The organism is Pseudomonas sp. SED1 (assembly GCF_034044025.1).
Lineage (GTDB): Bacteria > Pseudomonadota > Gammaproteobacteria > Pseudomonadales > Pseudomonadaceae > Aquipseudomonas.
The window spans coordinates 1-13,186 of the sequence record NZ_JAXCIS010000042.1 but is presented as its reverse complement, the minus strand read 5'-3'; the positions used below and the strand labels follow the sequence as shown (position 1 = coordinate 13,186).

Sequence of the window (13,186 nt, the reverse complement as noted above, 5' to 3'; positions counted from 1 at the left end):
GGTTACGCGTAGCTCTCGATCGACGGGCACGCACACACCAAATTGCGATCGCCAAACACGTTGTCGACCCGGCCAACCGGCGGCCAGTACTTGGCTTCGATCAACGATGCCACCGGGTACACCGCTTGCTCGCGGCTATATGGGTGGCTCCATTCGCCAACCAGTTCCGCGGCAGTGTGCGGCGCGTTCTTCAGCGGGTTGTCGTCCTTGTCCAGCGAGCCATTTTCCACCGCGCGGATTTCTTCGCGGATAGCGATCATCGCGTCGCAGAAGCGGTCCAGTTCTTCCCTGGATTCGCTTTCGGTCGGCTCGATCATCAGGGTGCCGGCTACCGGGAACGACATGGTCGGCGCATGGAAACCAAAGTCGATCAGGCGCTTGGCCACGTCATCCACGCTGATGCCGCTGCTGTCTTTCAACGGGCGCAGGTCGAGGATGCATTCGTGGGCCACCAGGCCATTGCTGCCGGTGTACAGCACGGGGTAGTGCTCTTCCAGGCGACGGGAAATGTAGTTGGCATTCAGGATCGCCAACTGCGAAGCGCGCTTGAGGCCCGCGCCGCCCATCATGCTGATGTACATCCAGGTGATCGGCAGAATGCTCGCGCTGCCGAACGGTGCGGCGCAGACCGCGCCTTCCTTGCGTTCCATCGCGGCATGGCCGGGCAGGAACGGCGTCAGGTGGGATTTGACGCCAATCGGGCCAACGCCCGGGCCGCCACCACCGTGGGGAATGCAGAAGGTCTTGTGCAGGTTCAGGTGGGACACGTCGCCGCCGAACTTGCCCGGCGCGCAGAGGCCGACCATCGCGTTCATGTTGGCGCCGTCGATGTACACCTGGCCGCCGTTGTCGTGAATGATCCCGCAGATTTCGCGGATGCCTTCTTCGAACACGCCGTGGGTGGACGGGTAGGTGATCATCAGCGCAGCGAGGTGTTCGCGGTGCTCGATAGCCTTAGCGCGCAGGTCTTCGATGTCGACGTTACCGCGTGCATCGCAAGCGGTGACCACTACGCGCATGCCGGCCATGTTGGCGGTGGCAGGGTTGGTGCCGTGGGCCGACGACGGGATCAGGCAAATGTCGCGGCGTTCTTCGCCACGGCTCTGGTGATAGGCACGAATCGCCAGCAGGCCAGCGTACTCGCCCTGGGAACCGGCGTTCGGTTGCAGGGAGATCGCGTCGTAACCGGTGGCCGCGCAGAGCATGGCTTCCAGTTCGGTGGTCAGTTGCTGGTAGCCGGCGCTTTGCGAAGCTGGGGCGAACGGGTGCAGGGCACCGAACTCGGCCCAGGTCACCGGGATCATTTCGCTGGCGGCGTTGAGCTTCATGGTGCACGAGCCCAGCGGGATCATGGTGCGATCCAGGGCCAGGTCTTTGTCGGCCAGCTTGCGCAGGTAGCGCATCAGCTCGGTTTCGGAGTGATAACGGTTGAACACCGGGTGGCTGAGGATCGGCGACTGGCGCAGCAGCGCGGCCGGCAAGGTGCTTTCAACGCTGGCAGCCAATGCGGCGAAGTCTGGCAGGGCTTTGCCGCTGGCGAACACGCTCCACAGGGTTTCGATATCGGCCTGGGAGGTGGTTTCGTCCACCGACAGGCCAAGGCGCTCGCCATCAACCACACGCAGGTTGATGCGCTGGGCGCGGGCCTTGTCGTGCAGGGCGGCGGTTTGCGCGCCGGTCTTGATGGTCAGGGTGTCGAAGAAGTGGGCTTGTTCAACCGCCAGGCCCAATGCGCTCAAGCCTTTGGCGAAGATCGCGGTCAGGTGATGGATGCGGTTGGCAATCTGGGTCAGGCCTTTCGGGCCGTGGTACACGGCGTACATGCTGGCAATGTTGGCCAACAGCACTTGGGCGGTGCAGATGTTGCTGGTGGCCTTCTCGCGGCGGATATGTTGCTCGCGGGTCTGCATGGCCAGGCGCAGGGCCGGCTTGCCGAAACGGTCCACGGACACACCGACCAGACGGCCCGGCATGTCGCGCTTGAACGCATCCTTGGTGGAGAAGTACGCCGCGTGCGGGCCACCGAAGCCCAGCGGCACGCCGAAGCGTTGTGCACTGCCGATGGCCACGTCGGCGCCGAACTCACCCGGCGGGGTCAGCAGCGTCAGGGCCAGCAGGTCGGCGGCCACGGCCACCAGAGCATTGGCGGCGTGGAAGCGCTCGGTCAGTTCGCGGTAGTCGAACACGTCACCGTTGCTGGCCGGGTATTGCAGCAATGCGCCGAAGAAGGCGCTGACGTCGGTCAGTTCACGCTCGTCGCCCACGACTACGTCGATACCCAATGGCTCGGCACGGGTGCGCAGTACGTCGAGGGTTTGCGGGTGGCTGTGCACGGAGGCGAAGAACGCGTTGCTGCCTTTGTTCTTGCTCAGGCGTTTGCAGAAGGTCATGGCTTCGGCAGCGGCGGTGGCTTCATCCAGCAGCGAGGCGTTGGCGATCGGCAGGCCGGTGAGGTCGCTGATCAGCGTCTGGAAGTTCAGCAGCGATTCCAGGCGGCCCTGGGAAATCTCAGGCTGATAAGGCGTGTAGGCGGTGTACCAAGCCGGGTTTTCCAGCAGGTTGCGCAGGATCGGCGACGGTGTGTGGCAATTGTAGTAGCCCTGGCCGATGTAGGTCTTGAACAGCTCGTTCTTGGCGGCAATCGCCTTGATCGAAGCCAGTGCGTCGGCCTCGCTCAGGCCGTCGCTCAGGCCCAGTACGGCGGTGCCCTTGATGCTCTCCGGGATCACGCTGGCGCTCAGGGCTTCCAGGGAATCAAAGCCCAGGGTGGCGAGCATGTGTTGCTCGTCGTCCTGGCGCGGGCCGATGTGACGGGCGATGAATTCGTTGGCGGTGGTCAGATTAGTCATGGCGCGCTCCTCAGGCTTCAGCGTTGGCTTTGATCAGGCGGTCGTACGCATCCTGATCCAACAGCTTAGCTACTGCATCGGCCTCAGCCGGTTTAAAGCGGAAGAACCAGCCTTCGCCCATCGGGTCTTCGTTGACCAGTTCGGGGCTGCCGTCCAGCTTGTCGTTCACTTCGAGGACTTCGCCGTCCAGCGGCATGTACACGCCGCTGGCTGCCTTGACCGATTCAACGGTGGAGGCTTCTGCGCCCTTGTCGTAGGACTGCAGTTCAGGCAGTTGCACGAAAACCACATCACCCAGCGCGTTCTGCGCAAAAGCGGTAATGCCCACGGTAACGCTGCCGTCGGCTTCGGCGCGCAGCCATTCGTGATCTTCAGTAAAGCGCAACTCGCTCATGGAAACTCCTCAGGGCCAGATTCGTCTGGTGGACGGGATTGGAATAATGGGGAGTTGCTTAGCAAAATCGCGGCCAATGTTTTTTTATCGTTATAAAACAATTGGTTACTGATTATGGCGCGTGATGTTCGAACGTTGACTGTAGCGATATCGCTACAGCTGGGCCGTTGAAAAAAAGCCTATGAGGATCAAAGCCTTGCATGGCGACGGCTGAAACGGCGTGTATCGATATCGTTCCGCTGTAGCGCTTTCAGTACAGGTAAGTGTCGCTTTTAGCTGCGACACCCTTGTAGGAGCGAGCTTGCTCGCGAAGGTCGCCAACGATGACTCGGGAAACCTGGAGGAACGCGGTGTGCTTGAGTTTTTCGCGAGCAAGCTCGCTCCTACAGCAGTCAGGGCTTGTTGGGAATGCCGTACTTGCGCAAGCGGTGGGCAATGGCGGTGTGGGAAGTTTGCAGGCGGCTGGCCAGTTGGCGAGTGGACGGATAGCTGACATACAGCTTCTCCAGCAACCCGCGCTCGAAGTCTTCCACCGCCTGCTCCAGGCTGTCGACTTCACCGTCGTTCTGGCGCGCGACCGAGGTGCCGGCAATGTCCAGGTCGCCAATGTCCACCAGGCTGCTTTCGCAAATGGCGGCGGCGCGGAAGATCACGTTCTGCAACTGCCGCACATTGCCCGGCCAACGGTTGCCCAGCAGCGCCGGATAGGTGCCCGGCGCTAGGCGGCACACCGGGCGCTGGATCTGCGCGCAGGCCTGCTGCATGAAGTAGCGGGCCAGCAGCAGGATGTCCTGGCCGCGCTCGCGCAGGGGCGGCACTTCGACGTTGAGCACATTGAGGCGGTAGAACAGGTCTTCGCGGAAGGTGCCTTCGCTGACCATTTTTTCCAGGTCGCGGTGGGTGGCGCTGAGGATCCGCACATTGACCTTTACCTCACGGTCGCCACCTACCCGGCGGAAGCTGCCGTCGTTGAGAAACCGCAGCAGCTTGGCTTGCAAGTACGGTGACATTTCACCGATCTCGTCGAGGAACACCGTGCCCTGGTTCGCCAGTTCCATCAGCCCCGGCTTGCCGCCACGCTGGGCGCCGGTGAACGCGCCGGGGGCGTAGCCGAACAGCTCGCTCTCGGCCAGGTTTTCCGGCAGCGCCGCGCAGTTCAGGGCCAGGAACGGCGCACTGTGGCGCGCACTGATGGCGTGGCAGGCGCGGGCGACCAGTTCCTTGCCGGTACCGGTCTCGCCCTGGATCAACAATGGTGCATCCAGCGCCGCCACCCGTTGCGCCCGCGCCTTGAGGGTGCGGATCGCCGGGGACTCGCCCAGCAGCGCGTCGAAACCTTCGGCATGGTCGTGGTGCAGCGCCGACAGTTGTTCGCCGATGCGGTTGGGTTGGTACAGGGTCAGCAGGGCGCCGGCGTCGGTGATCGGCGTGGCGTCCAGCAGCAGGGTCTGGCCGTTTACGTTGATTTCCCGCAGGGCCAGGCGAAAGCCGTGTTCGAGCAAGGTGGCCAGCAGCTTTGGGTCGTCGAACAGTTCGTTGATGCTCTCGCCGGCGGGCTCGCGACCGTACAAAGCGATCAAGGCCGGGTTGGCCAGGAGGATCTTGCCGGCGCTGTCCAGGGCCAGTACCGGGTCGGTCATGGCTGCGAGCAGGGCGTCGAGTTGCAGGTGCTGGCGCTGGCCGGGGAGGATGTCGACCACGGTCACGGCTTGCACGCCGCGCACGCTGAACAGTGCATCGCGCAGTTCTTCCAGCACCTCGGCGCTCAGGGTCGGGGCGTCGATGTAGACGTTGGGCGGAACCATTTCCACCGCATCCAGGTTGAGATTGCGCCCACCGAGCAAGGCCAGGACTTCCTGGGTGATGCCGACGCGGTCGATGAAGCTGACGTGGATACGCATGGGGCGGTTAGCGGTTCTGGCGAGCGATAGGCGGCAAGTATGCCTTGGAGGAGGGGTCAGGTGAAATCTGTAGGAGCGAGCTTGCTCGCGAAAAACGCACAAGCACCGCGTTCATTCAGGATGCCAGCGTTATCGTTGGCGACCTTCGCGAGCAAGCTCGCTCCTACAGTGGGTTGTGGCCGCGGTTATTCGAGGTGTTCGGGTTTGACCGGATCCCCCGGCTTCACATCCAATTGATGCCGCACATCTTCAAACATCAAATCGTACTGCTTGTGCATTTGCCCATTGAGCACGGCAATCTTCGGCATGCCGTACTTCTGCGCGATATTCATCGCGTGCCGGGCGAAGTCGAACGACTGGTCCTTGGGCAGGAAAAACTCTTCCTTGAGCTCCTTGTCCTGCACCGAGCCGTGCATTTTGAAGAGCATTCCTTTGCCTTCCTTTGGGTCCTGGCTGACTTCGTAGTCGATGCACAGGTTATAGCTGTAGTCATCCTTGTTCAGCGCGTGGCGTTCGATGTGCAGGTGACCAGGTTCAAAGGTAGCCATAGGCATTTCTCCTCTACTTCACAGGTAGGTGATTCCGGGTTTCGCCGTGCTGATTCGCGTGCCGGCACTGCCCTGGACGATCGCTTCGATGTCCGAGAGTGAACCGATCACTGCGGTTTTGCCAGTCTGGCGGGCGAACTCGCAGGCGGCCTGGACCTTGGGCCCCATGGAGCCGGCGGCGAAGCCGAGCTTTTCGATTTCGTCCGGGTGCGCCTGGCCGATGGCTTTCTGCGTCGGTTTGCCGAAGTCGATAAACGCGGCATTGACGTCGGTGGCGATCACCAGCAAATCGGCGTTCAGTTGCCCGGCCAGCAACGAGGAACACAGGTCTTTGTCGATCACGGCTTCAATGCCCTTGAGCTTGCCGTCTTCGCCGTACATGGTCGGAATCCCGCCGCCACCGGCGCAGATCACGATGCTGCCTTTTTCCAGCAGCCACTGGATCGGGCGGATTTCAAAGATCCGCTTGGGCCGTGGGCTGGCGACCACGCGGCGATATTTGTCGCCATCGGGGGCAATCGCCCAGCCTTTTTCGGCGGCGAGTTTTTCCGCTTCGGCCTTGGAGTAGACCGGGCCGATCGGCTTGGTCGGGCTCTGGAAGGCCGGGTCCTTGGCGTCGACTTCAACCTGCGTCAACAGCGTGGCGAATGGCACTTCGAAGTCCAGCAGGTTGCCCAGTTCCTGTTCGATGATGTAGCCGATCATGCCTTCGGTTTCGGCGCCCAGCACATCCAGCGGGTACGGCGACACTTGGGTGTAAGCCGCCGCTTGCAGCGACAGCAGGCCCACCTGCGGGCCATTGCCGTGGGCAATCACCAGCTCGTTGCCGCTGTGGATCTTGGCGATCTGTTCGGTGGCGATGCGGATATTGGCCCGTTGATTGTCTGCGGTCATGGGTTCACCACGGCGCAGAAGGGCGTTGCCGCCCAGTGCAACGACGATACGCATAATTCAATCCTTCTAAAATTCGGCCTTGTGAACACAGGACAAAATGTGGGAGCGGTGTGAGGTTTAGATATCCGCCAACGCCGACACCAGGATCGCCTTGATGGTATGCATGCGGTTTTCCGCCTGCTCAAAGGCGATGTTGGCCGGGGACTCAAACACTTCTTCGGTCACTTCCACACCGTTGGCCAGGTTCGGATAACGCGCGGCGATGTCCTTGCCGACCTTGGTTTCGCTGTTGTGGAACGCCGGCAGGCAGTGCATGAATTTCACCCGTGGATTGCCCGAGGCTTTCATCATCTTGGCGTTGACCTGGTACGGCAGCAGTTGCTCGATGCGCTCGTCCCACGCTTCCACCGGTTCGCCCATGGACACCCAGATATCGGTGTGGATGAAGTCCACGCCTTTCACCGCTTCCTTCGGGTCTTCGGTGATGGTGATGCGCGCGCCACTTTCCTCGGCGAATTCCTGGCACTGCTTGATGAAGTCAGCATGGGGCCACAGGGCTTTCGGCGCGCCGATGCGCACGTCCATGCCCAGCTTGGCGCCGATCATCAGCAGCGAGTTGCCCATGTTGTAGCGGGCGTCGCCCAGGTAGGCGTAGCTGATGTCATGCAGCGGCTTGTCGCTGTGCTCGCGCATGGTCAGGGTGTCGGCGATCATTTGGGTCGGGTGGAATTCGGCGGTCAGGCCGTTGAACACCGGCACCCCGGCGAACTTGGCCAGCTCTTCGACGATTTCCTGTTCAAAGCCACGGTACTCGATGGCATCGAACATCCGGCCCAGGACGCGGGCGGTGTCTTTCATGCTTTCTTTGTGGCCGATCTGCGACGACACCGGGTCGATGTAGGTGACGTGGGCACCCTGGTCGTGGGCTGCGACTTCGAACGCGCAACGGGTGCGGGTCGAGGTTTTTTCAAAGATCAGCGCGATGTTTTTGCCCTTCAGGTGCGGACGCTCGGTGCCGGTGTATTTGGCGCGCTTGAGGTCGCGGGACAGGTCCAGCAGGTAGTGCAGTTCGCGGGTGGTGTGATGCATCAGCGACAGCAGGCTGCGGTTGCGCATGTTGAAAGCCATGATGGATCTCCTTAGTAGTCGATTGGGTCGCGAATGATCGGGCAGGTCATGCAGTGGCCGCCGCCACGGCCGCGGCCGAGTTCGCCGGCGCTGATGGTGATGACTTCCACACCGGCCTTGCGCAGCAGGGTGTTGGTGTAGGTGTTGCGGTCATAGCCGATCACCACGCCAGGCTCCACGGCCACCACGTTGTTGCCGTCATCCCACTGCTCGCGTTCGGCGGCGAAGCTGTTGCCGCCGGTTTCCACTACACGCAGGGCCTTGAGGTTCAGGGCGGCGGCGACGGTGTCGAGGAAGTTGGTTTTTTCGCGCTGGATATCGATGCCGCCGGGCTTGGTCTCGTCCGGGCGCAGGGTGAAGGCGACGATCTGGTTGACCACTTCCGGGAAGATCGTGACCAGGTCGCGGTCGCAGAAGCTGAACACCGTGTCGAGGTGCATCGCCGCGCGGGATTTCGGCAGGCCGGCGACGATTACGCGTTCTACGGCTTTGTGCTTGAAAAGGTTCAGGGCGAGTTGGCCGATGGCCTGGCGCGAGGAACGCTCGCCCATGCCGATCAACACCACGCCGTTACCGATCGGCATCACGTCGCCGCCTTCCAGGGTGGCGTTGCCGTGTTCCTGGTCCGGGTCGCCGTACCACACCTGAAAGTCGGCGTTGGTGAACTCGGGGTGGAATTTGTAGATGGCGCTCGCCAGCAGGGTTTCCTGGCGTCGTGCCGGCCAGTACATCGGGTTCAGCGTCACGCCGCCGTAGATCCAGCAGGTGGTGTCGCGGGTGAACTGGGTGTTCGGCAGTGGCGGCAGAATGAAGCTGGAGTGGCCGAGGAAGTCGCGGAACATCTCGATGGTCTTGCCGCCGAAGCTGCTCGGCAGGTCATCGGCCGACACGCCACCGATCAGGAACTCGGCGACCTTGCGCGGCTCCAGGCTGCGCAGCCACGAGCTGACTTCATTGACCAGCCCCAGGCCGACCTGGTTGGCGGTGATCTTGCGCGCCAGGATCCAGTCCAGCGCTTCGGGGATGGCGACGATGTCGGTCAGCAGGTTGTGCATTTCCAGCACATCGATGTCGCGTTCGCGCATCTTGGTCACGAAGTCGAAGTGGTCGCGCTTGGCCTGGGCCACCCACAACACGTCATCGAACAGCAGTTCATCGCAGTTGTTGGGGGTCAGCCGCTGATGGGCCAAACCTGGGGAGCACACCATGACTTTGCGCAGTTTGCCGGCTTCGGAATGTACGCCGTACTTGACTTTTTCCGTGGTCATTACAGATCCTCCAGTGAACAATAATTACAGGGTCAGGAAGCCGTCGTAGAGCCCATAGGCCGCCACCAGGGCGCCAATGACTACTGCGGCGAAAATCAGCTTCTCGACATTGGTGAAAATCGGTTTGCCCAGTTCGTGCTTGGCCTTGGCGAACAGGATCGCGCCAGGTGCATAGAGCAGGGCGGAGAGCAGCAGGTATTTGGTGCCGCCGGCGTAGAGCAGCCACACCGCGTAGATCAGTGCGATCGCGCCGATGAACAGGTCTTTCTTGCGTTCGGCCAGCGCGTTTTCGTAGGTCTCGCCGCGCACCGCCAGCAGCAGCGCATAGGCCGCTGACCACAGGTAAGGCACCAGAATCATCGAGGTGGCGAGATAGATCAGCGACAGGTAAGTACTGGCGGAAAACAGCGTGATCACCAGGAAGATCTGCACCATGGCGTTGGTCAGCCACAGGGCGTTGACCGGCACATGGTTGGCGTTTTCCTTACGCAGGAATTCCGGCATGGTGTGGTCCTTGGCGGCGGCGAACATGATCTCCGCACACAGCAACACCCACGACAGCAGCGCCCCGAGCAAGGAAATGATCAAGCCGACGCTGATCAGCACCGCGCCCCAATGCCCCACCACATGTTCCAGCACGGCGGCCATCGACGGGTTCTGCAGCTTGGCCAGTTCCGGTTGGGTCATGATCCCCAGGGACAGCACGTTCACCAGCATCAGGAACAGCAGCACGGTGATAAAACCAATCACGGTGGCCTTACCGACGTCGGAGCGTTTTTCGGCACGGGACGAGAAGATGCTCGCGCCTTCGATGCCGATGAACACCCAGACGGTGACCAGCATCATGTTGCGCACCTGGTTCATCACGCTGCCCAGGTCCGGGTTTTTCACGCCCCAGATGTCAGCGGTGAAGATGTCCAGCTTGAACGCGAACACCGCGATCAATACGAACAGCACCAGCGGCACCACCTTGGCGACGGTGGTTACCAGGTTGATGAACGCGGCTTCCTTGATCCCGCGCAGTACCAGGAAATGCACGGCCCACAGCAGCACCGACGCGCCGATCACCGCCGCCGGGGTGTTGCCTTCGCCGAAGATCGGAAAGAAGTAACCGAGGGTGCTGAACAGCAGCACGAAGTAACCGACGTTGCCCAGCCAGGCACTGATCCAGTAGCCCCAGGCAGACGAGAAACCCATGTAGTCGCCAAACCCGGCCTTGGCGTAGGCGTAGACCCCGCCGTCGAGGTTAGGCTTGCGGTTGGCCAGGGTCTGGAACACGAACGCCAGGGTCAACATGCCCACGGCGGTGATCACCCAACCAATCAGTACCGCGCCGACATCGGCGCTGGCCGCCATGTTTTGCGGCAGTGAGAAGATCCCGCCACCAATCATTGAACCCACGACAAGTGCAACCAGTGCGCCTAATCGAAGTTTTCCGGGAGATTCAGACATCGCATGACTCCAATGCAGGAGAAGAGAGACCACAGAATAAATCCGTGGGCTAATCAAACAGCTGACTCAGATCACTTCATTGGCACATTCCATTGTGAATTAATGACTTATGATGAAAGGTCCGGGCGCTCTAGCGCCACGCAGAGGCTCGTTGTAGAGCGTTTCTACGTTTCAATCAGCAGGTTTTCTCATTAGCATGGACGTTTGAAGCTAGTTCGATTTTTCAGATATGCAAACTTTTTGGAAAGGGATTGCGCATCGCTTCACTGTCTGGAAAGTTCAATCATTATTTAAATTATAAATTTGCCCGAAAGTTGTTTGCTGTCATGCCTTTAAGTTATGAGGCGTTAGGGTTTATTAGCTATATCTAATAAACGCTGCTGGCGTTAGATAAATTAGTTGAGTGCACGCTTGTTGCCTCAACAGCTGTTTCTTTATTCAGGAATACCCATGTCCCAAGCGTCAGAAAAGCTTCGCCTCAACGCCTTGATCGCCTTGGTCGTGGGCTCGATGATCGGCGGCGGGATCTTCTCGTTGCCGCAGAACATGGCGGCGCGGGCTGAAGTGGGCGCGGTGTTGATTGGCTGGGGAATTACCGCGGTGGGCATGCTGACCCTGGCCTTTGTGTTCCAGACCTTGGCCAATCGCAAGCCAGAACTGGATTCCGGGGTGTATGCCTACGCCAAGGCCGGGTTCGGCGACTACATGGGCTTTTCTTCGGCCTGGGGCTACTGGATCAGCGCCTGGATGGGCAACGTCGGTTACTTCGTGTTGCTGTTCAGCACCCTTGGCTACTTCTTCCCGGTGTTCGGCCAGGGCAATACCCCGGTGGCCATCGGCTGTGCGTCAGTATTGCTGTGGGCTGTGCATTTTCTGGTGATGCGCGGGATCAAGGAGGCGGCGTTTATCAATCAGATCACCACCGTGGCCAAGATCGTGCCGTTGGTGATGTTTATCGTGATCGCCGCCGTGGCATTCAAGGCCGACATCTTTACCCGGGATATCTGGGGCCTGAGCAACCCGAAGTTCGGCGGCGTGGTGGACCAGGTGCGCAACATGATGCTGGTCACGGTGTTTGTGTTTATCGGCATCGAGGGCGCCAGTGTCTACTCGGCGCGGGCCGAGAAGCGCTCGGACGTGGGGCGGGCCACGGTGATTGGCTTTCTTGGGGTGTTGGCGCTGCTGGTGTTGGTCAACCTGCTGTCGCTTGGGATCATGAGTCAGCCGGAACTGGCCAACCTGCAAAACCCGTCCCTGGCCGGGGTGCTGGAACATATCGTCGGCCCGTGGGGTGCGCTGTTGATCAGCATCGGGCTGGCGGTTTCGTTGCTGGGTGCGCTGCTGTCGTGGGCGTTGCTCTGCGCCGAAATTCTCTACGCCACCGCCCATGACAAAACCATGCCCGCATTCCTGAAAAAGGAAAACGTCAACCAGGTGCCGGTCAACGCGTTGTGGCTGACCAATGTGATGATCCAGCTGTTCCTGGTGATCACGCTGTTTTCGGAAAGCACCTACACCACCCTGATCTACCTGGCGTCGTCGATGATTTTGGTGCCCTACCTGTGGTCGGCGGCTTATGCGGTGCTGTTGAGCGGGCGCGGTGAAACCTACGAAGGCGCTCATGGCGAACGCATGAAGGACTTGCTGGTGAGCCTGATCGCCCTGGCTTACGCGGTGTGGCTGCTTTACGCCGGAGGTTTGAAATACCTGCTGCTGTCGGCGCTGCTGTATGCGCCGGGGGTGATCCTGTTTGCCCTGGCCAAGCGCGAGCAGGGCCGGCCCTTGTTTACCCACCTGGAAAAAGGCATCTTCGCCTGCGTGTTCGCCGGGGCGAGCCTGGCGGCGTATGGGTTGTACAGCGGGGTGTTGTCGTTGTGAGGATGCAACTGGCGTATCAGGCGCCGTATGACTGGGCGGCGATGTTGGGCTTCTTGTCGGCGCGGGCGATCAGCGGGCTGGAGACGGTGGACGGCGGCGTGTACTCGCGCAGTATCAGTGTCGACGGTCAGCAGGGTTGGCTCAGTGTGTCGCCCGGGGCCGGTGATTGGCTTGAAGTAACGGTGGACTTCCCCGACCCGGCAGCGTTGCCGGAAATTGAGCGACGGTTACGTGACATGTTTGACCTGTCGGCTGACCCGACGCTGATCAACCGGCAACTGGCGAATGATCCCTTGATGGCGAGATTGATTGCGGCGCGTCCTGGCTTGCGGGTGCCTGGAACCTGGGATGGATTGGAGTTGGCGATCCGCGCGGTGTTGGGCCAGCAGATTACCGTGGTGGCGGCGATCAAGCTGGCGGGCAAGCTGGTGGCGCAGTACGGCACGCCGCTGGTGACGCCCCATGCCGGGGTGAGCCATGTATTTCCTTCAGGCGAGGTGCTGGCAGCAGCAGATTTGGCGACCCTCGGCATGCCGAAAAGTCGCGGGCGCACCTTGTCGGGTGTGGCCCAGGCCTTACTGGATGACCCGCAGATTTTCCAGCCGAAGGCGAGCCTGAAGGAAGGCGTGGCGCGGTTGGTCGCATTGCCCGGGATTGGAGACTGGACGGCGCAGTACATCGCCATGCGCCAGATGCGCGAGCAGGATGCGTTTGCCTCGGGGGATATCGGTTTGATCAATGCGCTGGTGGCGCTGGAAGGCGGGCCGGTAAGCCCACGCCAGTTGCTGGCGCGGGCCGAGGCCTGGCGACCGCTTAGAGCTTATGCGGCGCAGCATTTGTGGACATCACTGAGCCGGGTGGATTGATTCTGCAT

The 13,186-nt window shown here is 61.0% G+C and carries 10 protein-coding genes; 2 read left to right on the top strand and 8 right to left on the bottom strand.

Annotated features, from left to right (window positions below; genetic code table 11):
* Nucleotides 1-2: 2 nt before the first annotated feature.
* The 8 genes from gcvP to arcD (SNL23_RS04970) form a co-directional block, all read right to left on the bottom strand.
* Nucleotides 3-2,849, bottom strand: coding sequence for an aminomethyl-transferring glycine dehydrogenase (gene gcvP, locus SNL23_RS05010; protein ID WP_076015354.1), 2,847 nt, complete (start codon nucleotides 2,847-2,849; stop codon nucleotides 3-5).
* Between the two features lie 10 nt (nucleotides 2,850-2,859).
* Nucleotides 2,860-3,243: a glycine cleavage system protein GcvH gene (gene gcvH / locus SNL23_RS05005; RefSeq protein WP_318301771.1), complete on the bottom strand. Its 384-nt coding sequence runs from the start codon at nucleotides 3,241-3,243 to the stop codon at nucleotides 2,860-2,862.
* Between the two features lie 392 nt (nucleotides 3,244-3,635).
* On the bottom strand, nucleotides 3,636-5,144 hold the full coding sequence (locus tag SNL23_RS05000) for a sigma-54-dependent transcriptional regulator (protein ID WP_076015351.1): 1,509 nt from the start codon (nucleotides 5,142-5,144) through the stop codon (nucleotides 3,636-3,638).
* Nucleotides 5,145-5,329: 185 nt separating this feature from the next.
* Nucleotides 5,330-5,692, bottom strand: a complete 363-nt coding sequence (locus SNL23_RS04990) for a DUF5064 family protein (RefSeq protein ID WP_063027653.1) — start codon at nucleotides 5,690-5,692, stop codon at nucleotides 5,330-5,332.
* A gap of 18 nt (nucleotides 5,693-5,710) precedes the next feature.
* Nucleotides 5,711-6,640 carry a carbamate kinase gene (gene arcC / locus SNL23_RS04985; RefSeq protein ID WP_318301770.1) on the bottom strand — a complete coding sequence of 310 codons (930 nt, stop codon included), beginning with the start codon at nucleotides 6,638-6,640 and terminating at the stop codon, nucleotides 5,711-5,713.
* Nucleotides 6,641-6,703: 63 nt separating this feature from the next.
* Nucleotides 6,704-7,714, bottom strand: coding sequence for an ornithine carbamoyltransferase (locus SNL23_RS04980; protein WP_010169901.1), 1,011 nt, complete (start codon nucleotides 7,712-7,714; stop codon nucleotides 6,704-6,706).
* 11 nt (nucleotides 7,715-7,725) lie between these two features.
* On the bottom strand, nucleotides 7,726-8,982 hold the full coding sequence (arcA, locus tag SNL23_RS04975) for an arginine deiminase (RefSeq protein ID WP_017475703.1): 1,257 nt from the start codon (nucleotides 8,980-8,982) through the stop codon (nucleotides 7,726-7,728).
* Nucleotides 8,983-9,006: 24 nt separating this feature from the next.
* Nucleotides 9,007-10,434 carry an arginine-ornithine antiporter gene (gene arcD, locus SNL23_RS04970; protein ID WP_076015889.1) on the bottom strand — a complete coding sequence of 476 codons (1,428 nt, stop codon included), beginning with the start codon at nucleotides 10,432-10,434 and terminating at the stop codon, nucleotides 9,007-9,009.
* 450 nt (nucleotides 10,435-10,884) lie between these two features.
* Here arcD (SNL23_RS04970) and arcD (SNL23_RS04965) point away from each other — a divergent pair, with 450 nt between their 5' ends.
* Nucleotides 10,885-12,312 (top strand): arginine-ornithine antiporter, encoded by a 1,428-nt coding sequence (gene arcD / locus SNL23_RS04965; protein ID WP_167663463.1) that lies wholly within the window; start codon nucleotides 10,885-10,887, stop codon nucleotides 12,310-12,312.
* A 2-nt stretch (nucleotides 12,313-12,314) separates the two neighbouring features.
* The gene (locus SNL23_RS04960) at nucleotides 12,315-13,178 is read left to right on the top strand and encodes a DNA-3-methyladenine glycosylase family protein (protein ID WP_318301772.1); all 864 of its coding nucleotides are present in this window, start codon (nucleotides 12,315-12,317) and stop codon (nucleotides 13,176-13,178) included.
* Nucleotides 13,179-13,186: the final 8 nt, after the last annotated feature.

What these genes read in the sequence shown, in the direction of transcription:
- gcvH (WP_318301771.1), bottom strand. Translation starts at nt 3,243, where the DNA reads ATGAGCGAGTTGCGCTTTACTGAAGATCACGAATGGCTGCGCGCCGAA.
- SNL23_RS04980 (WP_010169901.1), bottom strand. Translation starts at nt 7,714, where the DNA reads ATGGCTTTCAACATGCGCAACCGCAGCCTGCTGTCGCTGATGCATCAC.
- arcD (WP_076015889.1), bottom strand. Translation starts at nt 10,434, where the DNA reads ATGTCTGAATCTCCCGGAAAACTTCGATTAGGCGCACTGGTTGCACTT.
- arcD (WP_167663463.1), top strand. Translation starts at nt 10,885, where the DNA reads ATGTCCCAAGCGTCAGAAAAGCTTCGCCTCAACGCCTTGATCGCCTTG.
- SNL23_RS05000 (WP_076015351.1), bottom strand. Translation starts at nt 5,144, where the DNA reads ATGCGTATCCACGTCAGCTTCATCGACCGCGTCGGCATCACCCAGGAA.
- SNL23_RS04990 (WP_063027653.1), bottom strand. Translation starts at nt 5,692, where the DNA reads ATGGCTACCTTTGAACCTGGTCACCTGCACATCGAACGCCACGCGCTG.
- gcvP (WP_076015354.1), bottom strand. Translation starts at nt 2,849, where the DNA reads ATGACTAATCTGACCACCGCCAACGAATTCATCGCCCGTCACATCGGC.
- arcC (WP_318301770.1), bottom strand. Translation starts at nt 6,640, where the DNA reads ATGCGTATCGTCGTTGCACTGGGCGGCAACGCCCTTCTGCGCCGTGGT.
- arcA (WP_017475703.1), bottom strand. Translation starts at nt 8,982, where the DNA reads ATGACCACGGAAAAAGTCAAGTACGGCGTACATTCCGAAGCCGGCAAA.
- SNL23_RS04960 (WP_318301772.1), top strand. Translation starts at nt 12,315, where the DNA reads ATGCAACTGGCGTATCAGGCGCCGTATGACTGGGCGGCGATGTTGGGC.